Raw genomic sequence first — 25,197 nt, forward strand, 5'->3', positions numbered from 1 at the left:
GCGTTGCAACCTGCTTCATTTCTCTAATTAAAACCATTGTAAAATTATGCAAAAAAATGGAAAAGCCAACCGCTTTTTAAAGGGTAGGGCTTTGCCGGGATATCGTAAACTATTCTCGGTCTTTCTGATTTTCCTCTCCTATTCGTCTCTCGCTCAAAATAATCCATTAATTAACTCTAAACTTACAGGTAAGGTTATAGATGCACGTACTAAAGAACCACTTGCGGGTGCGGTAGTGCAAATAGAAGGGGTAACCAACCAGACACAAACAGATGCCGATGGAAAGTTCAATTTGGTTACTGGACAATCGTTTCCTTACAATCTTGTAGTTTCTTATTTGGGTTATGAAAAGCAAAAGGTAACTGCAAAAGGATCGCCCATTACGGTAGAGCTTAAAGAAGTCAGCAACGAGCTTAGTGGTATTGTGGTTACCGGCTACAATACGCAGAAGAAGCAAGATTTTACGGGATCTGCGGCGAGGGTGAGTGCAAAGCAGATCGCGAATAGACCAGCGCAAAGTTTCGATCAGTTAATCGGCGGACAAGCGGCAGGGGTAAACATTGTACAGCCAAGTGGCGTACTCAATGCGGCTCCGGTGTTCCGTATTCGGGGCATCAACTCTATATCATCAGGTATTTATCCGCTCATTGTGATTGATGGTGTGCCTTCTTTTACGGGGCAACAGGGAGGTAACGTGGGCAATAACCCATTATCAAACCTTAACCCTGGCGATATCGAATCTATAGATGTACTGAAAGATGCTTCGGCAACCGCCATTTATGGTTCTAGAGCTGCAAATGGGGTAGTGGTAGTAACTACCAAAAAAGGCAGAAGCGGTAGAACCAAAGTAAACTACGATGCTTGGGTAAACGTAAGTACACCTGCAGATTTGCCCAAACTGTTAGATGCTTCCCAATATGTCACCATCAAAAATGAAGCGATGGTCAATGCGGGAAGGCAGCCAGGTTTCGCTTTGCAGACCCGTTCCGACGGTTCTACCGTGAATACGGATTGGTATGATGTAGCCTATCACCATGCTGTTTCCCAAAATCACAATGTGAGTTTTTCTGGTGCTACAGAAGCCACCAATTACTTTATTTCTTTGGCTTATGGCAAGCAAAATGGTATTCTGCGCACCAATGATCTTGATCAGAAAACAGCCCGGATTAACCTAGAGCATAAGCTTTTTAGTAACATCACCCTGGGCACGCATATCGGCTACAACAATACTTTGGGACGTGGGCCAGCTACAGGTTCGTTACCTGGACAATACATTGGTACCGATGCGCTTTCTCGCATGACCTATATCTTGCCGCCAAACGTAGCAGTTTACAACGAAGATGGTTCTTACAACATACAGGATAAACAGCGGGTGGGCTATGGCGCTAACAATGCCAATGCGGCAAGTGCTGGATACATTGGTAACGTAAATGCCTATAACCTGCAACTCATTCTTGATTTGGATAAATATAGCTCAGAGAGCAACTCTTTGTTGGGCGATGTTTATGCAGAATGGGAAATATTGAAAGGCTTGAAGTTGAAGACCACTTACGGTCTAAACAAGCTTTTTATAGAAAACTTAAGCTTTCAGAACGGCCTTCATGGCGATGCGGGTGCGGCAAATGGTGCGGCCACCAATACCAACCGTAGGTTAAATAGGACAGATTGGGCAAATACCTTAAACTACAATAAAACTTTCCTGGAAAAGCATAGCCTAAATGCCTTGGTGGGTTACGAAGAAATCTTAACTACCGTGGATAGTTGGGGCGCACAGCGTGTAGGACTTTCAGATCCTTTCTTTAATAGCTATCAGGGAGGTTTTACTACCATCACTCCGAGTGGAAATTCGCAAAGTAGAAATGGCTTTATCTCTTATTTTGCCAATTTGAACTACAGTTTTGCAAGTAAATATTTGTTTAGTTATAGTTTTAGAAGGGATGGCTACTCGGGATTGCCTAAAAACAACCGTTTTGGTAATTTCAATGGAGGTTCTGTGGGCTGGGTGCTTTCTGAGGAAGATTTCTTTAAAAATTCGGCACTTGTTTCGGTTTTTGACCGCTTTAAGATCAAAGCCAGTTACGGGGAAGTAGGTAACATCAACATCGGTGATTTCCCTTCATTGGGATTGTACGGCGCAGCAACTTACAATGGTATTCCAACTTTGGGCTTTACTCAGGCGGGTAACGACCAGCTGAAATGGGAAACCAGTAAAAAAAGCAATATTGGTTTGGTATTATCTTTCTTAAAAGATAGGTTAACATTAGAGGCAGATTATTACAACAACAAAGTTGATGGACTGATTTTGGATGCAAAACAGGCACCATCAAAAGGCATTCCGGGCAACGTAATCAGTGCCAACGTAGGTTCACTTTACAACAAAGGATTTGAATTGGCCTTAACTGCTGCAGTTGTTCAAAGGGATAACTTCAAATGGAATGCAAATTTTAATATCTCTACGGTAAAAAATAGGGTAACCGCACTATCTAACGGTACAGACATCTACACACCAAGCAATTTCGGTATCCAAAACATGACGAGGGAAGGCTATTCGATTGGTTCTATTTGGGCTGTACCAACCAACGGTGTAAACCCAGCAAACGGTAACCGTATTTTCATTAATAGAAATGGCAGAGAGGTACAGTACAACCATATTGCCGCCAATAAATGGACTTACCTAGACGGTTCTGTAGCACCAGCCATTGACAACTATTTGGATGGTGCCATACAAGGACCATCATTGCCAACCTATTACGGTGGTTTGAACAATAATTTCAGCTATAAGAGATTTGATTTAGACCTGGGGATTATCTTCTCTGGCGGAAACAAATTGTACAACGGAACCAGGGCCAATTTGCTAGACCAACGTTATTTCAACAATGGTACTTTCGTGTTAGATAGATGGACTACACCGGGGCAGGTAACCGATATTCCAAAGCTGTACTTCTCTGACAACGTGTCTACTGGTTTTTCGATAACCAATGCTGCGATGGTAGAAGATGGTTCTTTCTTGAAATTGAAGAATGTGGCCTTGGGTTATAGGCTACCAGTACAAAACTTGTTCAATGGCAAAATTTCGAGCTTAAGGATTTATGCACAAGCAACCAATCTATTTACCATTACCAACTACACCGGTTCAGATCCAGAGATTTCCATCAACGGAAATTCAATTGCCTCGGGTAAAGACCATAATGCTGTGGTAAATGCAAGAACCTTTGCTTTTGGCCTAAATCTCCAATTCTAACTTTAATCCATTCACATGAAAACGATATATCAACGTAAAAAATATATAGCGGTTGGTTTAATTGGGGGATTAATTTCTCTACTCGCACCATCCTGCACCAAAGATATTTTAGATACAGAACCGCAAACTTCTATCTCAGAACTATCCGCCTACAGCACACCTGATAAGATTTTAGCCCAGGTAAATAACCTTTACTATAGAATACAGCGAGCACAGTTCTATGGTGGGCGCTACATTTTGTTTAACGAGCAAAGAGGCGAGGAGTTTAGCCAGAACTCTGGTAATGCAGCCGAAGGAGCTTTAATTTGGCAGCACACCGCTTTATCAACCGATAGCTTTGTGGGCAATCTGTGGAGCTTGGCTTATCAGGCCATCAACAATTCGAACATATTCTTAGATAGGGTAGGGAGTTCTACCGTGGTTAGCGGAGCCTTAAAAGACCAATACTTGGCCGAAGCTAAATTTGTAAGGGCACTTTCTTACTTCGCTCTGGTACAGGTTTATGCCAAACCTTACTTAACAGACCAAGGTGCCAGTGCTGGTTTACCTTTAAGACTAACGCCCGAAACCTCTGCAGGTAATGATAATTTGCCCCGTTCTACTGTTGCAGTCATCTATAATCAAATCATTAAAGATTTAGATGAGGCCGAAGCTGGTTTGCCTGCCGGATATAGCAGCAATGCCTTAAATACTTCAAGGGCGCACAAGGCATCGGCCATTGCCTTAAAAACAAGGGTATATTTGGCCAAGGGCGAGTTCCCTAAAGTGGTATTGGAAGCAAAGAAGCTGGTACCAACAGCTACGGCTCCGTTTGTTTATACTTCGGGCACTACTACCCATAGGTTGGAAACCAATATTGCAACGGTATTTGGCGGTAGTTATACTGGAAATGAAGCTATTTTCTTCATTCCCTTTAATGCTCAAGATGGTCCAGATTCGCAAAGTGCATTGGCTCATAACTACATTGGTGCAGTCATTCTTTCTTTGAATAGTGCTGGTATTTATGCCAATTCTGCTTTATCTGGTGGTACCTCTACCGATGCCAGAAAAGGTCTGATCACCGTGAAAAATGGTCTGAACGTGCTGAATAAGTTTCCAAAATCTGCCAGTCCATTTACAGATTATATTCCTGTACTGCGCTATGCAGAAGTATTGTTGAACTATGCCGAAGCAGCAGCCGAAACAGATGATTTGGTAACGGCAAGGGCATTGTTGGATGCGGTAAGGAAACGTTCGGATCCAAGTTATACTTTTCCTGCAGCTGCCGTTACAATAAAAGCGGATTTAATCAACACCATTTTAACCGAACGCAGGATAGAATTATTAGGTGAAGGTTTTAGAACAGCCGATTTGCAACGCCGTTTGCAGCCATTACCTGCAAAGACAGGAGGTATTGGAAGTGTAGCGCAGGTTTTGCCAACAGGGGGCAATTATATCTGGCCAATTCCTGCAGATGAGCAAGGAACCAACGGAGGAATTTAAAAATTATAATTGCGACAGATACACAGATATTTTATTTAATCAAAAAAGAAAATATCTGTGCATTTGTGGCTAAAACAAAATAAAATGAAAAAGAACATCGCATTTACCCTCGCATCCTTTGCCTTTGTCGCCCTCATTTCTTTCAATGCATTTAAGAAACCAGCTGATTTAGCGGACCAAATTTATATCAACGGCAATATCCTAACTGTAGATGCTAACAATTCCATTGCAGAAGCCTTAGCGGTTAAGGGTGGGAAAATAATAGCTGTCGGTAACAGCGCAACCATCAATCAATTGAAAGGTACGCAAACACAGGTCATCGATTTAAAAGGAAAAACACTTATTCCAGGTTTTATAGATGGGCATAGCCATTTTATGAGCTTGGGACGTGGTAAAACCGCAGATATTTCTCCGCCACCGGTGGGTGCCGTAAAAACCATTGCCGATATCGTGGCGGTTCTGAAAGCCTTTCAGAAAGAAAAAGGTATCAAACCTGGCGAGTGGATCAATGCCAGGGGCTACGATGCAGACCAGCTGAAAGAAGGAAGACACCCCACTAAGGAAGATTTAGATGCCGCTTTTCCTGATAATCCAGTTTCATTGGGACATACTTCTGGGCACATGTCGGTAGTAAATTCTTACGCCTTAAAAATCTCTGGGGTAGATGGCAATACCAAAGATCCAGAAGGCGGACAGATTGTAAAAGGCAAAGACGGACAGCCTACAGGGTTACTTCTAGAAAGAGCTCGTTCGGTACTGAAAACCAGTGGAGATAGGATAAAACCAAGTATAGATGAACAATTAGGTCTGTTAGATGAACAACAACAATTGTATGCAAGCGAGGGAGTTACCACTGCTCAGGATGGTGCTAGTAGTTTGCCATCTATCGAGCTTTTAAAGGAAGCGGCAAAGAGAAAACGTCTTTACATTGATATTGAGGCTTTACCATCGTTCGCCATTTTATCACGTTTAGTTAATGATGGTAAATATGCTTTTAATCAGTTCGATAACCATTTAAAGTTAAAAGGTACAAAGATTTTTACCGATGGTTCACCGCAGGGAAAGACTGCATTTTTCACTAAACCTTATCAGGTAGATGTACCGGGTTGCCACGATAATTGTACCGGCATCCCGACCATTACACAAGATAAATTAGATGAAGCGGTGCAATATTGCTTTGCCAATAACATCCAACCTTTTACCCATTGCAATGGTGATGCGGCGATTGATATGTATATCAAAGCGATCAAAAAAGCCAATGCACAGTTTGCAGCTAAAAGCAACGCTTTACGTCCGGTTATCATCCATTCGCAGTTTGTAAGGCCAGACCAGTTGGAGGATTATAAAACTTTGGGTCTGGTTCCATCGTTCTTCACTAACCACGCTTTCTTTTGGGGCGATGTACACGTACGTAACCTAGGTAAAGACAGAGCTTGGTTTTTAAGTCCGTTAAAGTCTGCACAAACGAAGCAAATCACCTTTACCAACCATACCGATTTCGGGGTAACACCAATCAGTCAGCTTTTCTTATGGTGGACTTCCGTTGCCCGTGAGTCACGTTCGGGACAGGTAATTGGCCCAGCAGAGCGCTTGACCGTTTTGGAAGGTTTAAGGGCCATCACTATTAACGGTGCTTATCAGTACGGAGAAGAGAAGGAGAAAGGTTCTATAGAAGTAGGCAAGAAAGCAGATTTGGTTATCCTTTCCGAAAATCCTTTGAAAGTAGAAGTGGCAAAAATCAAAGATATCAAGGTGTTGCAAACCATTAAAGAGGGTAAAACCATCTATCAAAGAAAATAATGAAAATGAAATATAACGTCGCAGCCTTTGTTGCTGTCAGTTTATTGGCGTTTACGGCAAAAGCACAAATTAGCATAGCTGATAAAATTTGGCATAACGCTAAAGTGCTTACCGTAAATGCAAAGAATGAAGTTGCACAGGCAGTAGCTATCAAGGATGGAAAAATACTATCGGTTGGTAGCAATGCAGAAATTCTAAAGTTGAAGGGTAAGCAAACCGAAATCATCAACTTAAAAGGGAAAACTTTAAGCCCTGGTTTTGTAGATGGGCACAGCCATTTTCTAGGCTTAGGGCAAAATGATTTGGCCAATGTAGCTGCACCGCCAATGGGTAAGGTAAGTAGCATTAAGCAATTGGTAGATGAAATTGTAAGGTTTGCTGCCGATAGAAAAATCAAAAAAGGCGATTGGATAACCGCTTATGGCTACGACCAAGACCAGCTCACCGATAAAAGACATCCCACCAAAGAAGATTTAGATGCCGCTTTTCCAGATAACCCGGTAGTGGTAGCACACATTTCGGGACACATGTTGGTGGCCAATTCTGCAGCGTTAAAATTAGCGGGCATTGATGCTTCGACAAAAGACCCAGACGGTGGGGTCATCATCAGAAAATCAGGCAGTACAGAGCCAGCTGGTTTATTGCAGGAGCATGCGCAGGGTTTGGTACTATTACAGCTTGGTAAGATTAAACCTACTTTACAACAACAGTTGGATAGGGTAAATGCGCAACAAAAACTATATGCAAGCCATGGTGTAACTACCGCACAAGATGGTTTCACAGACAAAGCTACACTTGATTTGTTGAAGGAAGCTGCCGAACGCAAACAATTATATCTGGATGTGGTGAGTTTAGCTTCTTATCGTATATTGGATGAAGTACTGGCAGATACGGCGAATTATCAGTTTAAACGTTATTACGATCGTTTGAAAATAGATGGCATTAAGCTTTCGGCTGATGGTTCGCCACAGGGAAAAACGGCTTTCTTTACCAAGCCTTATTTAACGCTGGTGCCGGGCTGTGCCGAGCATTGTACTGGTATGCCCACCATCAGTACCAATATTTTCGATGAAGTGGTGCTGAAAACTTTTAAGAACAACATCCATTTATATACCCATTGCAATGGCGACGGCGCAATTGATCTATACATTGCTGCGGTAAAAAATGCCAATCAGCAATTAGGTAAAAGCAGTGTTGGGCGTAGAACGGTCGTCATCCATTCGCAGTTTGTACGCCAAGATCAGTTGGACGAGTACAAGAAATTAGATTTACTGCCATCCTTCTTTACCAACCATGCTTTCTTTTGGGGCGATGTTCATCAAACCAACCTAGGCAACGAAAGAGCATTTGGCTTAAGTCCATTGCGCTCGGCTATTAATAAGGACATTGTATTTACCAATCATACCGATTATCCTGTCACGCCAATTGACCAGTTATTCTTGTTGTGGAGTGCGGTTAACCGACTTTCACGTAGCGGCCAAACCATTGGCGAAACGGAAAAAATCAGCCCTGCTGAAGCTTTAAGAGCGATTACCATCAATGGAGCTTATCAGTATGGAGAAGAGAAATTTAAGGGGTCTATCGAAAAAGGAAAATTCGCGGATTTGGTTGTGCTATCCGACAATCCTTTAACGGTAGATCCTCTTAAAATTAAGGATATTATCGTATTGGAAACATTTAAAGAAGGCAAGCGCATTTATAAGAAAGACTAAATATGTTAGATCAAATCACAACCGTACCCATCAAAACCACTCAACGAATAGCAGAAATATCTTGGTTTAATGATATCATAGGTGGCGATACCGAATACCTAGGTGTTTTAGACGAGCAACGCAGAAGTAGTTTCGAACACTGTAAAGACATTACGCTAACTGCAGATCGGTTGGGCTACAACAAAATATTACTACCAACGGCTTACACAGTCGGACAAGAGGTGCTTACTTTCGCTTCCGGAGTAGCGCCATTTACCAAAAATATCAATTTAATCACGGCCATTAGAACTGGCGAGTATCATCCACCGATGTTGGCAAGATCCTTAGCAGGCTTAGACCACATGCTGCAAGGCAGGCTCACCATCAATATCATTAATTCTGATTTACCGGGAACGAGGGAAGATCCAGAACTAAGGTATCTGCGTTGCGCAGAGAACATCGAGGTTTTAAAACAAGCTTGGACACAGGAAGAAATTGACTTTAAAGGTGAACTGTATCAGTTTAAGATGGCTGCCGATCCTGTAAAACCTTACCAACAGAATGGTGGTCCGATGTTGTATTTCGGTGGCACCTCTGATGGTGCAAGGGAAATCTGCGCCAAATACTGTGATACCTTCTTGATGTGGCCAGAAACTGAGGAAGCCATGTACGAAACCATGCAAGACATGACCCAGCGTGCGGCAAAATATGGCAGGAAGATAGACTTTGGTCTGCGTATCCACGTGATTGTTCGGGACACGGAAGATGCCGCCAAAGCACAAGCGAAGAAATTATTGAGCTTTTTTAACGAGCAGCGTGCAGCGGAAATTAGGGCAAGGGGAGAAGACTCCCGTTCGCTTGGCGTAATTAGACAAGATGAAATGCGTAAACACGCCGATGCCGAAGGTTTCATAGAACCTCATCTGTGGACTACCATTGGAAAGGTGTTTTCTGGTTGCGGCGGCGGCTTAGTGGGCGATCCCGATCAAATTATCAACAAACTGAACCGATACATGGATATGGGTATCCGTGCTTTCATTTTTTCGGGTTTCCCTTTGATAGAGGAGTCCGAAATTTTTGCTAAGCATATCCTTAGTCAAATTCCTAATGCTTCTTTGTCCGAACTGCATGGACGAATTCCAAAATCAACTCCAAGTACTCCATTAACCACTGCATCCCTAAAATAAAATATGCAAATGCAACAAGAAGAAAATGCTAAACAGTTTAAGCGAGAACTGAATTTGCTAGATGCCACGCTTTTGGTAGTGGGTAGTATGGTGGGTTCTGGAATTTTTATTGTAAGTGCCGATATTGCCCGCCATACAGGTTCGGCAGGTTGGCTCATTTTGGTGTGGATTATTGGTGGTTTTATGACTTTGACTGCAGCTTTAAGTTATGGCGAACTAAGTGGGATGTATCCCAAAGCAGGTGGTCAATATGTTTATCTGAAAGAAGCCTACAATCCGCTAACAGCTTTTTTGTACGGTTGGAGCTTGTTTGCGGTGATACAAACGGGAACCATTGCTGCGGTTGGCGTTTCCTTTTATAAATTCTTGGCCTATTTCATTCCAGAAGTAAGCGAAGATTTGGTGCTGTTCAGTGTCGGGGATTTTAAGGTATCACCTGCGCAAGTATTGGCTATTGGACTTATTTTTATCCTTACCTATATCAATACCAAAGGGGTAAAGGGAGGTAAATGGATACAGTTGATTTTTACCTTAACTAAAATTGCCAGTATTGCAGGACTGATTATTTTCGGGTTCATCTACTTCAAATCAGAAGCGGTGAGCATTAACTGGAGTGATGCTTTTCAACTACAGAAAATCTTGCCAGATGGTTCTTTCCTGAGCTACGAAAACTTGCCTGCGCTTGGCGGTGCCTTAGCTTCTGCATTGGTTGGTGCCATTATGAGCTATGAAGCTTGGAACAATGTCACTTTTGTTGCGGGAGAAATCAATAACCCAAAAAAGAATATAGGCTTAAGCTTGTTGTTGGGCACTGTGTTGGTGACACTCATTTATGTATTACTTAATTTGATGTTTACCATGGTATTGCCCTTAACTGAAATCGCAACAACCGAAAAGGATAGGGTGGGCATTGCGGCATCGCAGGCTATTTTTGGCGCAGATGGAACTGTTATTATCGCTTTGCTAATTATGGTGGCTACTTTTGGTTGTAATAACGGATTGATTTTAGCAGGAGCAAGGGTGTATTATAGCATGGCTAAAGATGGCTTATTTTTCAAGAAGACGGCAAAGCTAAATAAACACGCTGTACCAGAATTTGCGCTTTGGCTACAATTTGTAGTGGCTTCAATTCTTTGTTTAAGTGGCAAGTATGGCGATTTATTGGATATGATTACCTTTATTGCAGTACTGTTCTACGTGCTTACCATTTTTGGTATCTACATTTTGAGAATAAAAAAGCCTGATATAGAGAGGCCTTACAAAGCTATTGGTTATCCTGTTTTACCAGCTATCTACATTGTTTTAGGTTTGAGTTTCTGTATTTTATTGATGATTTATAAGCCCTATTTTACTTGGCCGGGGTTAATCATTGCTTTATTGGGAATACCATTGTATTATTTGAATAAAAGAAAGATTACCTAAAATTAGAAATTTTCTTCTCTAATTTGTTGTTGATGTTTGAACAGATTACCTTATATGGGTTGGTTAAAAAGGAGCTTGTCACAATTTGTGACAAGCTCCTTTTTAGTTCTTAGGATTGATCAGGTTGACGACCACCTTTACCATCATGTCCCTATCCTCGGGCCTGCTTTCGGCAATCATCAGGGTAAGGGCAACCAAGGCATTGTCGGCAATCCGTTTGTTCCCATCTGTCCGGTAGAGGATTTTGTTCTTTTCCATGAACCAAACAAATAGATAGGCTGCAATACGCTTGTTGCCATCAGAAAATGAATGATTTTTCACTACGAAATATAGCAGGTGTGCTGCCTTTTCTTCGATAGTGGGATAAAAATCGATTCCTCCGAATGATTGATAGATCACACCTATAGAGCCTTTAAAGGAATCGTCTTTCTCATTGGCGAAAAGCGAGCTCCCACCAAATTTATCTTTTAATTCCCTTATGGCAAGCATAGCCTCTTCATAGATAGCTCTAAATAGCTGCTGGTCAGTGGTTCCTTCTAGGGTAAGCTGTTGGTGGTCGTAACGGTCTAGGATATCAAGGGCATAGCTGTAGTCTGTAACGACCTGTAAGAGCCCTGTGGCCTCGTCATTGGTCAGTTCCTTGTGCTTGATGACATTGCCCAGAAGGTCGATGGTCTGCTTTAGCTGTTTGAGCTGTTGGCTCTGTTCTTTTAGTCTACGTTCGTTGATGGCGTAGCCCTGTATCAGATAGTCTTTAAGTGTTTTGTTGGCCCATATACGGAACTGTGTACCCGTGTTGCGATTTGACACGGTAGCCCACGGAGATGATCACATCTAACGAGGAGTATTTAGTCTTATATTTTTTTCCGTCTGAAGCAGTTGTCAAGGATTCCTTGACAACTGAAATAGGAACTAATTCACCTTCCTTGAAAATATTATTGATGTGCAAGCTTATATTCTGCTTGGTTTGGTTAAATAATTCTTGCATTTGGGATTGGGTGAGCCACACGGAATCGTTTTCGAGTTTTACCTCAATATTGGTTTGGCCATCGGGAGACTGGTATATAATGATTTGATTTTCTTCCATGATTTTCTTAAAGTTAGTTTAATAATTAAATTTTTAGATCATTTCGGGATTAGGATATTGTTTTGAGGGTGCCGTCCTCGTTGAACAGTTTCTCCTGCAGTTCTTTCATGTTGTTGCTGATCTTCCGTTTGGTGATCTGGGCGTAGATCTGCGTAGTACGTAGGTTCCTATGTCCGAGCATCTTGCCAACGGTTTCTATAGGAACATCATTTTCCAAAGTAACCGTGGTGGCAAAGGTGTGCCTGGCGGTGTGGGTGGTCAATTTCTTGGTGATGCCACATAGATCGGCTATTTCCTTCAAGTAGGCGTTGTACCTGTAGTTGCTGTTGACTGGCAACAGTTTGTTATTGGCGACGCAGTAGGGATGGTTTTTGTATTTTCCGATAATGGCCAGAGGGATTGGCATCAGCGGCACCGTTTCCTCCGTGCCTGTTTTTTCTCTATTCTTGGTCACCCACATTTTGCTGTCCAGGCCTTTGAAAAGGTTTTCCTGAGTGAGGTTATAGGTGGTTTCGTAGGCATAGCCCGTAAAGCAGCAGAAGATAAACACATCCCTGACTTCCTCTAATCTCGGTACGGTCAGTACCTTGTTATAGATCTGCATGATTTCATGTTTCTCAAGATATTCACGCTCCGGTTGTACATAGGAAAATTTAAAGTAACCGCAGGGATTGTGGGTAGCCCAGCCCTCATTTACCGCACGGTTGATGACTTGTTTCAATGTCTTGACATACGTCATTGCGGTGTTTGCCCCAATATCATCCATTAGCATGTGATGGTAAAAATTAGGTGCGAAAGATTTTTTCATTGCCTCCAGTTCTATATCTCTGATTTTGTATTGTTGGTAGAGGAAATTTCTAACCTTCTTTTCTAGTCTTTCATAGCGTAATAGCGTACCCTTCTTGCCTTTTTTCTTTCCAACGCGATCGGAAAATTCGTCGTTGTGGAGCTTAAAAGCATCCATCAATGTCCTTTTGGGAGGGGATTTGGGCATGTATTTGTCCTTGACCATTGTTGCCGTCACTTTGGTTTCTGTTGCTTCCAGTACATTGTAGCACTTTTCCAGTGCGGCTGTTGTTTTGGTGACGTAGCTGTTGATCGACAGGTGGTCTGGACAGTCTCTGGTGGCGCGTTCCTGCGCTGTCCAGTGTTCGGGCAGCATTCTTTTTCCCGAGGCAAATTCTCTGCGTTCGCCATCGATAGTGATCCTTACGTAAAGGGGAACAAGGCCATCGCTTGTTCTTTTGGCGCAGTTCAGATAGAAGAGCACCGAAAGCATTTCATTTACTTTCATAACCATTTTTTTTAAAGTGAAACATGGTTTTTTAAACTGAAAATCAAGCTGATACAAACAGTAACAGGCAGGCTGGTGTCCTAATTTATGCAAAACCTATAGGACACCGAAAAGGACACCAGAAGTTTGCATTTACTTGGATTAGCTTAAACTGAAATTTTTGAGAAAGTGGGATTTTAAACGAAAAAAAGCCCCTTATTCAAGGAGCTTATCTCTAATTGGGCCTAGCCCTGTGATCCCGCTGGGATTCGAACCCAGGACCACTACATTAAAAGTGTAATGCTCTACCAGCTGAGCTACGGAATCTTCCTTGTTTTGAAGTGTTCTTCGTTCTAAGGAGGTGCAAATATAGAAACATGAATAAATACCTCCAAATAAAAATTGGTGTAAATGTGTAGTGTGTTGATTTTGAGTTGAATTATTTGCGTAATGAGTAATGAAAACCCGAATCTACACTTAAAAACAGCCTTTGCTTAATAATCTATGTTCCATATTGTAAACCTATATTGTTTTGCATTGTTATCTTTGCTGTTATGCAAGTAAAGAGAAAAATTGTAATTGCCATTACCGGAGCCAGTGGTTCTATTTATGCAAAGTCGCTATTAGATAACTTGGCCTTGTTAAATGCGCAGATAGAAAAAGTGGGTGTTGTAATGTCTGATAACGCAAAAGAAGTTTGGCGTTACGAACTCGGTAACGAAGACTACAATAATTACGATTTCGATTTTTACGCAAAGATGGATTTCAATGCTCCTTTCGCATCGGGCTCTGCCAAGTATGACACCATGATTATTGCACCTTGTTCTATGGGTACGCTGGGTAGAATTGCTCATGGTATTTCTAACGATCTGATTTCTAGAGCTGCAGATGTAATTTTAAAGGAACGCAGAAAGCTAATTGCAGTAGTGCGTGACACGCCTTTTAGCTTGATCCATTTAAATAACATGAAGACGGTAACAGAGGCGGGTGGTATCATATGCCCCGCCAACCCATCTTTTTACAGCTTACCAAAAACAATAGAAGAAGTTGCACAAACAGTAATAGACCGAGTAATTGACCTAGCAGGACTGGAGAAGGAAAGTTATCGTTGGAACGATTGATCAGTTGACAGTTTTCATCTTGCAGTTGCGATATAATCAGTTTTCTGTAAACTGTTTGTAATGATTGCCATTGCCTCGGATGTGATATTACAATACTCGCATCTAATTCTTATCTTTGCAGCCTCTAATGAAGAAAGTAGCTTTTTATACCCTCGGCTGTAAGTTGAATTTTTCTGAAACTTCAACAATTGGTAGGTTATTTACCGATGCTGGCTACAGCGTGGTAGAATTTACAGATGCGGCCGACGTTTACGTAATCAATACCTGTTCTGTAACCGACCACGCAGATAAGAAATGCCGAAAGGTAGTTAAAGAAGCACTTAAATATTCTCCAAATGCTTACGTAACCATTGTTGGTTGCTATGCACAATTAAAACCACAAGAAATTGCAGATATTGAAGGCGTGGATATGGTTTTAGGTGCCGCAGAGAAATTCCGAATTGTAGAGTTTATTACCGATTTAACAAAGCAACCAAAAGCTGTTGTTCATCAGCAAGATATCGAGAAAGTTAATCATAATTTTATCGCTGCCTATTCCATTGGCGATAGAACCCGTACTTTCTTAAAAGTGCAAGATGGCTGCGATTATCCATGTACTTATTGCACTATTCCTCTAGCTCGTGGGGGTAGCCGTAGCGATACCATAGAAAATGTATTACAAAAAGCCCAACAAATAGCAGCTAGTGGCGTTAAAGAGATTGTACTTACTGGTGTAAATCTTGGCGATTTCGGTATTAGAGAAGGGCAACGTGAAGACCGCTTTTTCGATTTGGTAAAGGCTTTAGATGAGGTAGAAGGTATCGAAAGAATTCGTATTTCGTCTATCGAACCAAATTTGTTGAGTAACGATATTATCGAGTTTGTAGCAACATCTAAGCGTTTTGTACCGCATTTTCATATTCCATTGCAATCAGGTTCTAACAAGATATTGGGCTTAATGAAACGCCGCTATCAGCGTGAATTATACGTAGATAGAGTAGCGAAAATTAAAGAGTTAATGCCTAATTGCTGTATAGGTGTAGATGTAATAGTTGGTTTTCCAGGCGAAACACAAGAAGATTTTTTAGATACCTACGAATTCTTGAACGGTTTAGATATTTCCTATCTGCACGTATTTACCTACTCGGAGCGTGAGCAAACGGAAGCTGCGGTAATGAAAGGCAAAGTGGCGGGTAGTACTCGTTTCGAACGTAATAAAATGCTCCACATCCTTTCAGATAAAAAACGTAGGGCTTTCTACCAATCTCAAATTGGTAATGAAGGACAAGTACTTTTCGAAGACGATCAAAAAAACGGCTTTATGCACGGTTTTACTAAAAACTATGTGAAGGTGAAAGCTAAGTACGATCCTTTGATGGTGAACGAGCTTAAGAACGTAAAGTTAGTTGAGCTTACTGCAGATGGCGAAGTGGAAGTAGCCGAGCTTGAAACTGTTTACGCACACCACTAGAATTTACGATTTTAGATTTACGAATTACGATTGTTTTGCAAAGCGTTGTAATTAAGTGATAATTATCTTTTAGAAAAGCAATTCCAGCTTATATATTAATGCTAGTCCCGCCTTCGCTACAATCTTTTTGTTTTCCGTCATTTCGAATGCAGAGAGAAATCTGTGGGATGGTTGCTCTATACAAACAGATACCTCAATCGTTCCTCTTTTCGGTATGACGGGATGGGAAAAAAACAAAAAGTATTTTCACACCAGTCGGGTTTAATTAACGAAAACCTGTGCAATACAATTGCCACCTAAACCCGATAGAAGCGAACACGTATCCCGATTTTTCATCGGGAGAAGTAAAGCGGATAGCGGGACGATACGAGGCCATGAGAACAGAACCTTGCTTTTCTAATTTTCATCGTACTGTTGTTAGCGTAAAAAGCTTTTAAAAAAGCGAAAGAAGTGGCAAATTTTATATATTCGCCTAAACTTTTAATGTATGTTTCCAACCGTATCCCATTTTATATCATATTTATTTGGCATAGAGGTGCCTCTTCCATTTAATACCTTTGGCGTATTTGTGGCTTTGGCATTTTTGGCTGGTTATTGGGCGTTTACCAAAGAACTGAAACGTAAAGAAGCGCTGGGTATTTTAAAACCTGTAAAGCATACTACTGTTATTGGCGAGCCTGCATCTGTAGGCGAATTGGTTTCTAATGCTTTGTTTGGTTTTTTAATAGGCTATAAACTAATTTATGCCTTGGTAAACTATAAACTTTTTGTAGCCGATTCCCAGTCTGTTTTATTATCTACCAAAGGGAATATATTTGGCGGCTTAGGCTTAGCTGCACTTTTTGTGTACTGGTCTTACAAAGAAAAGGAGAAGGCAAAATTACCTGCTCCCAAAAAAGTAGAAGTAACCGTTCGCCCGCATGAACTAATGAGCAACATGGTAGTTTGGGCTGCTGTATGGGGCTTTTTAGGCGCTAAGATATTCGACAACTTAGAGCATTGGGATACATTTATACAGGATCCAATTGGTGGTTTGCTTTCATTTAGTGGCCTAACCTTTTATGGTGGTTTAATTTGCGGTGGTGCTGCGGTGCTTTACATTGCTCATAAAAATGGTATTAAGCCTTTGCACATGTTAGATGTTGGTGGCCCGGGTATGATGTTGGCTTACGGCGTTGGTCGTATTGGCTGTCATTTATCTGGCGATGGCGATTGGGGCATTGTTAACGCCAACCCTAAACCATTTGCTTGGTTGCCAGATTGGTTGTGGGCATATACTTATCCAAATAACGTTGCGGGAGAGGGAAATCCGATAGCAGGATGTGTGGGTAGGTATTGTAACGAATTGCCTAATCCAGTTTATCCGACGCCAATTTACGAGGTTATTGCCGCATTGCTGATTTTCTGGTTCTTATGGAAAATTAGAACGAAAATCAAAATTCCAGGAATGATGTTTGGCATTTATTTAATGTTTAACGGTTTAGAGCGTTTCTTTGTTGAACTAATTAGGGTGAATTCTAAATATACTGTTGCGGGAATTTCTTTTACGCAAGCAGAGCTAATTTCTTCGATATTGTTTCTTACTGGAGCCTATATGGTTTGGTACGCATCTAAAAACAAAGAAAAGCTTGCAAAATACTAGCCAATGAACTACGAATTGTTATGCAGTAAGGTAATTGCCATTGCTCGGCTTACAGGTAATTTTATTAGAAAGGAAGCTTTAGGGTTTGATAGCAGTGCTATTGAATATAAAGGTTTAAATGATTTGGTTTCTTATGTTGATAAGACCGCTGAACGCCAATTGGTTAAAAACTTAAAAAAAGTATTGCCAGAAGCGGGCTTTATTACCGAGGAAGACGAAACTGAAAATACTTACGACAAGCCTTTTACTTGGATTATTGATCCGTTAGATGGTACTACGAATTTTATTCACGGTATCCCAACTTTTTCTATCAGTATTGCTTTGTACGAAGGTGCCGAACCAGTGTTGGGCGTGGTTTACGAAATCAATAGGGGAGAAATGTTCTATTCTTACAAAGGTGCTCCAGCTTATTTGAACAATAAGGAGATCAGGGTGTCTAGAGCTACAGATTTATCGCAGTGTTTGTTGGCTACCGGATTTCCATATTACCAGTTTGATAAGCAGCCGCAATACATTAAACTGTTTACCGAAATGATGCAGAAATGCCACGGCTTGCGCAGAATTGGTTCGGCTGCGGTAGATTTAGCTTACGTGGCTTGTGGCAGGTTCGATGCTTATTTTGAGTATAATTTAAATTCTTACGATGTGGCGGCTGGTGCGTTTTTAGTGCAGCAAGCTGGCGGTACGTTGCTCAACTTTTCTGGCGGAGACGAATATTTAAAGGCTAGAGAAATTGTTGCAACCAATGGATTGATTACGCAAGAAATTTTAGATACGATTAAAAAACACTTTTAATCTCTATCATTTTGCATCTTTATGATTTAGACACAAAATTTTGTGTTTCTATTTAAAATTCCTTCCATCGTGAAATGCTTTTTCGCCCATGGTGGCAGGGATGTTCCTTGTTTTTGCGCCGTGTAATTGCTGTAACAAACCGTTGTAGTTATAACATCGTTGCATTACAATGTGCACTACTTGTCCTTCGCGTTGTACCTTGCCTTCTATCATCAATAATTTAGAACCTAAAATTTCTTTTCTGAAAGTATCGAACAAGCTTTGATAAACCACTAAATTGGCAACCCCTGTTTCATCTTCAATGGTGATGAAGCAAATTCCGCTAGCCGTTCCCGGCCGTTGGCGAACTAAAATCAGTCCTGCAACTTTTACACTTGCACCATCTGTTAACTCATTGGCTGTTTTAGTGCTAGAAATACGCATTAAGCTTAACTGTTCGCGAACAAAACTTACAGGATGTGCTTTTAGAGAAAGTCCGGTATGGGCGTAATCGTGTACTACGTGTTCTGATTTTGCCATTAGCGGCAGTTCAATCTGTGTTTCGTGCTGACTGTTATCGGCTTTGCCTTCAAATAATGCGATAGGCCTATCGTGCAATGCGCTAATTTGCCAAAGTGCGGTTCTTCTATCCATGTTCATACTTCTAAAAGCATCTGCATCTGCCAGTTTTTCTAAAGTGTTTTGGGCAATGCCTATATCGCGTAAGCTGGATAAATTGTTATATTTTGTTGTTCGATGTGCCACCAATACATTCATTTCTTCTTCAGATAAACTTTTTGCTTGTCTGAAACCTAATCTCAACGCATGGAATTTTCCAACTTTATCTTCTAAAGTATTATCCCATTCAGAATAGTTAATATCTATTGGTAAAACCGTTACGCCGTGGTTTTTAGCATCAATTACAATTTGTGCAGGCTGGTAAAAGCCCATAGGCATACTGTTAAGCAAAGCAGCGGCAAACACATCAGGGTAAAAACATTTGATATAGCTAGAAACATACACCAGCAAAGCAAAACTTGCCGCATGACTTTCAGGGAAACCATAACCTCCAAAACCTTCTATTTGCTTAAAAAGACGCAAAGCGAATTCCGGTTTGTAACCTTTTTTGTCCATTCCTTCAAGTAGTTTCTTCTTGAAATCGGTTACTTTGCCAACTGCTTTAAAAGTAGCCATGCTTCTTCGCAATTCATCGGCTTCTGTAGGTGTAAATCCAGCGGCAACAATAGCTACTTCCATGGCTTGCTCTTGAAAAAGCGGCACACCACAAGTTTTTTTTAATATTGCTCTAAGCTCCTCTGAAGGATAGTCTACTTCTTCCTCTTTGTTTCTTCTTTTTAAATAAGGATGAACCATATTTCCCTGTATTGGCCCAGGACGAACAATAGCTACTTCAATCACTAAATCATAAAACTCCATTGGTTTTAACCTAGGTAGCATCGACATCTGTGCACGACTTTCAATTTGAAAAACACCTAAAGTATCAGCTCTGCTAATCATTTGATATACTTCGTTGCCTTTCTTGTGAGGAATATTATGCAGGTTGTAATCTTTATTGTAATGGTTTTTAGCTAAAGTAAAAGCCTTGCGGATGCAGGTCAGCATTCCTAGAGCCAAAACATCCACTTTTAAAAAGCCTAAAGCTTCTATGTCGTCTTTGTTCCATTCTATGCAGGTACGGTTTTCCATACGGGCATTTAAAGTAGGGCATAAGTCGGTGAGTTTGCCTTGGGTAATAATAAAACCACCTGTGTGCTGCCCCAACTGACGCGGAAAACCTACCATCTGCATGGTTAACTCTAAAGTTTTCCTTAGTAAAGGATCTTTAGGGTTCAATCCGTAAGATTCTAAGCGATCGGCATCAAAACCTTCTTCATAATGACTGCTTACTGTTGCCGATAAAATATTGAGCGTATCTACCGATAAACCCATCGCTTTGCCTACATCTCTAACAGCGCCTTTGCTGTGCAATTGTGTAACTGTAGCTACAATAGCAGCTCGGTCTCTACCATATTTTTCATAGATGTACTGCATTACTTCTTCGCGGCGTTCATGCTCAAAATCTACGTCTATATCGGGTGGTTCGTTGCGGGCATCAGACATGAAGCGGGCAAAAAGTAGTTTAATTTCTGTAGGGTCTACCGAAGTTATTCCCAAGCAATAGCAAATCACAGAATTGGCTGCCGAGCCTCTGCCTTGACAAAGAATATCGCGACTGCGGGCAAAGCGTACAAAATCATGAACCGTTAAAAAGTACGATGCATAGTTTTTTCTGGCTATAAATTCTAATTCGTAATTGATGTTTTTTAAAATTTCGTCAGGGATACCTTTTTGAAACCTATTTTTAGCTCCTAGCCAAGTTAGATGCTCCAATTCTTCTTGAGGTGTTCTGCCTTCGCTGGTTAACTCTTCTGGATAAACATATTTCAGTTCATCTAAAGAAAATTGGCATCGCTCTGCAATTTCGAGTGTGTTGTTAATGGCTTGCGGATATTTTCTGAACAAACGGCACATTTCTTCCACGGGTTTAAGATGACGCTCGGCGTTTTCGTGGAGCCGATAACCTGCATTGTAGATGGTGCATTTTTCTCTTACGCAGGTAAGAATATCCTGCAGCTGTCGACGTTCCTTCTCGTGGTAATGCACATCGTTATTGGCAGCTAATGGGATATTGAATTGCTCGCTTAGTTGTGCCAAACGGAACATTCTTTTTTGGTCTAATCCGGTATAACTTCTGTTGATGCTTAAATATAAATGATCTCCCAAAATTTTTTTATACTGCTTTAAATGTGCTTTAAAGTCGGTCTCAAAATCAAAGTTTTCATTTAAGTTACTTGGAGGGATGGCGATAAACAGCATATCCACTTTGTGTGCCCAAACATCTGCTTGGTAGAGGTGGCATTGCCCTTTCTCGGCTCTGCTGTTGCCTAAGCTTAGCAAAGCTGATAAATTGCTATAGCCGCTTTTATTGATAGGGTAAGCCAGTAATGATGGTCCGTCCAATAAATCGAGCCTGCAAGCGGGGATCAGTTTAATGTTGTGCTTTCTGGTAGCCACATGCGCACGCACAATTCCGGCCAAACTGTTTCTATCGGTAATGGCAATTTTTGGATAGCCCAGCTCAATTGCCTTGGCTACCAATTCTTCTGGGTGCGATGCGCCACGCAAAAAACTGAAATTACTGGTGGCTTGTAGTTCTACGTAGGTCATTCCATCAAGCAAAAAATCCATGAATAAACCATTGTGCAGGGATTTGGCTATCATAATGCCCTAATCTAAATAGCCAATACCGCTGTCCTTTTTCATCCTCTACATAATAATAATCTCTATGTTTCCCCTCGTTTAGCCACCATTCTTGCTCAATACGTTCTGGGCCATCCGCTTTGGCAATACGGTGCATTTCATTTTTGTAAGTAAATGTCATTGGTGGATAATCGGGTATAGGCGCACTCACTTGTATAGGTTCGGGTTGGTTAAGCAATACCGTTGGCCTAGGTTTGTGTGTTTGCCATGCTGTTTCGGGCTGTTGCTGCAAATCTGTTACTGCCTTAATGCTGTTTTCTGGCCAGTGATGCTCTTGGGGCAAATATCGCCTGATGGCATTTTTTCCTGCCTTTATACTGATGCGGTCTAGCAATTCGGCAATTTCTCCTAAATCGGTTTGTGTTTGCAGTTGCCATAAAGCCTCTTGTTGTTTAGGCAGATCCTCCACTTCGCTAACTATCATTTCAAAAAGTTCAATGCCTAAATCGGGTTCAATCTGTTTAATTTTAAGCTCGAATAATTTAAAAAGATGTTTGATGTTGATAGAGGCTTGATTAGTGCCAATGCTAATTTGTTGCAGTTTGCCATCAAGCCGATAGGCATTTAACTTGGCCTTTCTCAAACCAACATCTTCATTTTTTAAGCGATCGCATAACTTTTCTAATAGGTTTTCAATAGCAATTTCAATGCCTTTAGCTGTTTGAATAGGTTCTAAGCAATGCAATCTTTCTTGATAGGGATGTGGTTCTCTTATTGGTTCAAATGCTTCGGGTTTTTGTCCCAATGCCTGTCCAATTTTTAAGTTAATTTCATCGCCAAAACGCCTGCGGAGGATAGAAGGGGCAATATGTATAAAACTATCAATAGTATGAAAGCCTAATTTGGCCAAACGCTGTAAAATATTTTCGTCCAACTGCAAAGCTTTTGGAGGTAAAGGCAATAGTGCCTGCAGTTGTTCATTTGGCTTAGCAATTTTGGTGGTAGCGTAATGTGCTAGTGCCCAAGCGGCTGCTAAAGTATCGGCTATGGCCAATTGTATATGGTATTTCTCTTCAAAACGTTTGCTAATTTCTGCTATATGTTGTTCCTCAGTTTTCCAAACGGTGCAGCCTGTAATATCTAAAAATAACCCATCTGGGGGATTTAAAGCTACATGTGGAGAGTAGCGAATAAACCATTCGGCCATTTCCTTTAATAGCTTTTGCTGTTTCTGCGGCTGATATTTAAATGCTTCTAGTGAAGGTAAGGTTATCCTAGCGTCAGCAAGAGGCATATTGGGGCGTAAACCTAGTTTTTTTGCCTCATAGCTTACACTTGCAATCATTTGTTTGTTGCGCTCTTGTGTAATCAGCGCATAGGTTTGTCCCTTCAGCTCTTTTTGCCGAATAGCCATTTGGTCGGTAAGCAAATGCGGAAACCATATCGCTAGGTAACGCCTGTTCATGAGCCGATGGCTTGATGTGTAAACGGATAGGTTTTGGCAGCTTGTTCGGTAGCAAATTTTCTGTGTTTGTAAGTAATTGTGTAGCTGGCCGTGCTACCATTACGTACTTTTAACAGTTCTACTTTCCATCGGGCAAAGCCAACTCCGGGTAGGTTTTCTTGGTTTTCACTAATGATGGGTGTAATTTGCCATCTAGCGGCACAAGCAGTAGCATGAATGCGATCTGTTTGTGTGCGTAAAATAAAGCCGGTGACTTTGCTTTTTTCTACCGTAAGTTGTAAACGTTGCGATTGAGCAAAGGTAATACCTTCTAACTCGCTGATTACGCCACTTAAACTCCTACATTTTAAAGCTTCTTCGGTAGCCCAAAGTATATCTTTTTGTTTAACAAGGTTGATGAAAATGATTTGATGGGGATGGATACCGAAGAAAATCAAACTAGAAGCAAATAGTTGGCGTTGCTTACCAATCCATACGTAAATGCCTTTGTTACTATGTAATTTTGATAGTAAAGCAAAAATAAAAGCACTTGTGCAGGCCATATGTTCCGGCTGTCCGCTTACAAACTCGTGGATGGTTCCTGTTGGGAAAACTTGATTTGGAAAGTGCTTCTCGATAATAGCGAAATCAAGTTTTGATTGCTGTTGTTGCGCTTCACTTTTGTAACCCTCTAAATCGAGAATTTGCTTTTGCAAGCGATCTATGATTGTTTTTTGGGCTAAACTCTGCATTTTAAATACTAATATTTTTAGTAAAATTAATAAGAATATTAGTATTTGTATTGGTTTGTTGAGAAAAATATTTCCTTACAAAGTTCAAAAAGAAAAGGAGCTTAATTTAAGCTCCTTTTTATGTTTACTCAGCTCTTTTCAGACCAAATTTTTCAATTTTACTATACAAGTGACTTCGTTGAATGTCGATGTCATCGGCAGTTTTAGAAACATTCCAATTGTTCTTTTCCAATTTGAATTTGATGAATTCTTTCTCCGCAAAATCTTTGTATTCTTGGAAATTACTGAAGCCATCATAATTGAAAGCACCTCCTGGGGCACCATTTCCACTGCTTTGAGACACAGCGCCAACGTTAGTACCGCCACCAGGGGTTGCAAAAGCCACTACATCATTTTCTGTAATGGTCTTATCACTCAAAATAATCAAACGCTCAATCATGTTGCGCAGCTCACGAACGTTACCTGTCCAAGGCAAACGTTTTAAAGCATCCATGGCGCCATCAGTAATTTTTTTAGCTGGCATACCGTATTCGCCACAAATTTCTTCCAAAAAGCTTTGTGCAATTACCGGGATATCGTCTGTACGCTCTGTTAAATGAGGAACGTGGATGTTGATTACGTTTAAACGGTGGTACAAGTCCATCCTAAAGTTGCCTTCTTCAATTTCTTTTAAAAGATCTTTGTTGGTTGCTGCTACAATCCTTACGTTCACATCAATCTCTTTCTCGCCACCAACACGGGTAATTTTATGTTCTTGCAAGGCACGTAAAACTTTTGCTTGTGCCGACATGCTCATGTCGCCAATTTCATCTAAGAACAAAGTGCCGCCGTTTGCTAATTCAAATTTACCAATACGTTGTTTCACTGCCGAAGTAAATGAACCTTTCTCGTGGCCAAATAATTCACTTTCAATTAATTCTGAGGGGATAGCAGCGCAGTTAACTTCAATTAATTGCCCATCTGCACGGCTAGATTTTTCATGAAGCCAACGTGCAACCAGCTCTTTACCACTACCATTAGCTCCAGTAATTAACACTCTGGCTTCGGTAGGAGCAACACGTTCAATGGTTTCTTTGATTTTTCCGATAGTATCAGAATTACCCAGAATATCACGGGTTTTGCTAACCTTTCTTTTTAGAACTTTAGTTTCGGTAACTAACGAGCCGCGGTCTAAACCATTGCGTACAGTAATTAATAAACGGTTTAAATCAGGTGGTTTCGAGATGAAATCGAATGCTCCTTTTTTACTGGCTTCTACCGCAGTTTCTACCGTTCCGTGGCCAGAAATCATAATGAAAGGCAAGTCTGGCTTAATGCCAAGTGCTGTTTCCAACACTTCCATACCGTCCATTTTATTCATTTTAATGTCGCAAAGAACCAAATTGTAATCGTTCTTTTTGATTAATTCTAATCCATCGATACCGTTGTCTACGTCATCAACTTCATAGTTTTCGTATTCTAGTATTTCTCTAAGCGTACTTCGTATCGCTCTCTCATCATCAATGATTAGCAGTTTTGCCATAATAGGTTGAAAAATTTTCTATGCGAAGATATTATTTTTTATGAAATG

Annotated in this window: 17 protein-coding genes and 1 tRNA gene; 10 read left to right on the forward strand and 8 right to left on the reverse strand. The window is 40.9% G+C overall.

Features of this window, described 5'->3' with window-relative positions; translation table 11 throughout:
• Positions 1 to 46: 46 nt before the first annotated feature.
• From REI64_RS01630 to REI64_RS01655, 6 genes are all read left to right on the forward strand, one after another.
• Entirely contained in the window at positions 47 to 3,241 is a 3,195-nt protein-coding gene (locus REI64_RS01630; RefSeq protein WP_308848336.1) for a SusC/RagA family TonB-linked outer membrane protein, read from the forward strand.
• 15 nt (positions 3,242 to 3,256) lie between these two features.
• Positions 3,257 to 4,723, forward strand: a complete 1,467-nt coding sequence (locus tag REI64_RS01635; protein ID WP_308848337.1) for a RagB/SusD family nutrient uptake outer membrane protein — start codon at positions 3,257 to 3,259, stop codon at positions 4,721 to 4,723.
• 84 nt (positions 4,724 to 4,807) lie between these two features.
• A complete protein-coding gene (locus tag REI64_RS01640; protein ID WP_308848338.1) occupies positions 4,808 to 6,523 on the forward strand; it encodes an amidohydrolase in 1,716 nt (571 codons plus the stop codon).
• A gap of 5 nt (positions 6,524 to 6,528) precedes the next feature.
• Entirely contained in the window at positions 6,529 to 8,235 is a 1,707-nt protein-coding gene (locus REI64_RS01645) for an amidohydrolase (RefSeq protein WP_308848339.1), read from the forward strand.
• Positions 8,236 to 8,237: 2 nt separating this feature from the next.
• Positions 8,238 to 9,401, forward strand: coding sequence for an LLM class flavin-dependent oxidoreductase (locus REI64_RS01650; RefSeq protein ID WP_308848340.1), 1,164 nt, complete (start codon positions 8,238 to 8,240; stop codon positions 9,399 to 9,401).
• A gap of 9 nt (positions 9,402 to 9,410) precedes the next feature.
• Positions 9,411 to 10,823 (forward strand): APC family permease, encoded by a 1,413-nt coding sequence (locus REI64_RS01655; RefSeq protein WP_375141986.1) that lies wholly within the window; start codon positions 9,411 to 9,413, stop codon positions 10,821 to 10,823.
• Between the two features lie 102 nt (positions 10,824 to 10,925).
• Here the strand turns inward: REI64_RS01655 and rhuM are convergent, their stop codons facing one another.
• The 4 genes from rhuM to REI64_RS01675 form a co-directional block, all read right to left on the reverse strand.
• Entirely contained in the window at positions 10,926 to 11,633 is a 708-nt protein-coding gene (gene rhuM, locus REI64_RS01660) for a RhuM family protein (RefSeq protein ID WP_308848342.1), read from the reverse strand.
• Positions 11,578 to 11,910 carry a hypothetical protein gene (locus REI64_RS01665; protein WP_308848343.1) on the reverse strand — a complete coding sequence of 111 codons (333 nt, stop codon included), beginning with the start codon at positions 11,908 to 11,910 and terminating at the stop codon, positions 11,578 to 11,580. The genes rhuM and REI64_RS01665 overlap by 56 nt, the downstream gene beginning before the upstream one ends.
• A 49-nt stretch (positions 11,911 to 11,959) precedes the next feature.
• Positions 11,960 to 13,204: a tyrosine-type recombinase/integrase gene (locus tag REI64_RS01670; RefSeq protein WP_308848344.1), complete on the reverse strand. Its 1,245-nt coding sequence runs from the start codon at positions 13,202 to 13,204 to the stop codon at positions 11,960 to 11,962.
• Between the two features lie 233 nt (positions 13,205 to 13,437).
• A tRNA-Lys gene (locus REI64_RS01675) sits at positions 13,438 to 13,510 on the reverse strand.
• Between the two features lie 227 nt (positions 13,511 to 13,737).
• Between REI64_RS01675 and REI64_RS01680 the strand changes: the two genes are divergently transcribed.
• The 4 genes from REI64_RS01680 (at position 13,738) to REI64_RS01695 (ending at position 18,191) form a co-directional block, all read left to right on the forward strand.
• Positions 13,738 to 14,304, forward strand: a complete 567-nt coding sequence (locus REI64_RS01680) for a UbiX family flavin prenyltransferase (protein WP_308848345.1) — start codon at positions 13,738 to 13,740, stop codon at positions 14,302 to 14,304.
• Between the two features lie 127 nt (positions 14,305 to 14,431).
• The gene (mtaB, locus tag REI64_RS01685) at positions 14,432 to 15,754 is read left to right on the forward strand and encodes a tRNA (N(6)-L-threonylcarbamoyladenosine(37)-C(2))-methylthiotransferase MtaB (RefSeq protein WP_308848346.1); all 1,323 of its coding nucleotides are present in this window, start codon (positions 14,432 to 14,434) and stop codon (positions 15,752 to 15,754) included.
• A 487-nt stretch (positions 15,755 to 16,241) separates the two neighbouring features.
• Entirely contained in the window at positions 16,242 to 17,396 is a 1,155-nt protein-coding gene (locus REI64_RS01690) for a prolipoprotein diacylglyceryl transferase family protein (RefSeq protein ID WP_308848347.1), read from the forward strand.
• A 3-nt stretch (positions 17,397 to 17,399) separates the two neighbouring features.
• On the forward strand, positions 17,400 to 18,191 hold the full coding sequence (locus REI64_RS01695; RefSeq protein WP_308848348.1) for an inositol monophosphatase family protein: 792 nt from the start codon (positions 17,400 to 17,402) through the stop codon (positions 18,189 to 18,191).
• Between the two features lie 48 nt (positions 18,192 to 18,239).
• On the opposite strand, the gene REI64_RS01700 is transcribed toward REI64_RS01695, so the two are convergent.
• The 4 genes from REI64_RS01700 to REI64_RS01715 all read right to left on the reverse strand — a co-directional run bounded on the left by REI64_RS01700 (position 18,240) and on the right by REI64_RS01715 (position 25,149).
• Positions 18,240 to 21,452 carry an error-prone DNA polymerase gene (locus REI64_RS01700; protein WP_308848349.1) on the reverse strand — a complete coding sequence of 1,071 codons (3,213 nt, stop codon included), beginning with the start codon at positions 21,450 to 21,452 and terminating at the stop codon, positions 18,240 to 18,242.
• On the reverse strand, positions 21,403 to 22,896 hold the full coding sequence (locus tag REI64_RS01705) for a DNA polymerase Y family protein (RefSeq protein WP_308848350.1): 1,494 nt from the start codon (positions 22,894 to 22,896) through the stop codon (positions 21,403 to 21,405). The genes REI64_RS01700 and REI64_RS01705 overlap by 50 nt, the downstream gene beginning before the upstream one ends.
• Complete coding sequence (locus REI64_RS01710) at positions 22,893 to 23,627, reverse strand: Error-prone repair protein ImuA (protein WP_308848351.1); 735 nt, start codon at positions 23,625 to 23,627, stop codon at positions 22,893 to 22,895. Before REI64_RS01710 ends, REI64_RS01705 begins: the two co-directional genes overlap by 4 nt.
• A gap of 124 nt (positions 23,628 to 23,751) precedes the next feature.
• On the reverse strand, positions 23,752 to 25,149 hold the full coding sequence (locus REI64_RS01715) for a sigma-54 dependent transcriptional regulator (RefSeq protein WP_308848352.1): 1,398 nt from the start codon (positions 25,147 to 25,149) through the stop codon (positions 23,752 to 23,754).
• Between the last annotated feature and the right edge of the window lie 48 nt (positions 25,150 to 25,197).

Source organism: Pedobacter sp. (assembly GCF_031119335.1).
In the GTDB taxonomy this organism is placed as follows: Bacteria; Bacteroidota; Bacteroidia; order Sphingobacteriales; family Sphingobacteriaceae; genus Pedobacter.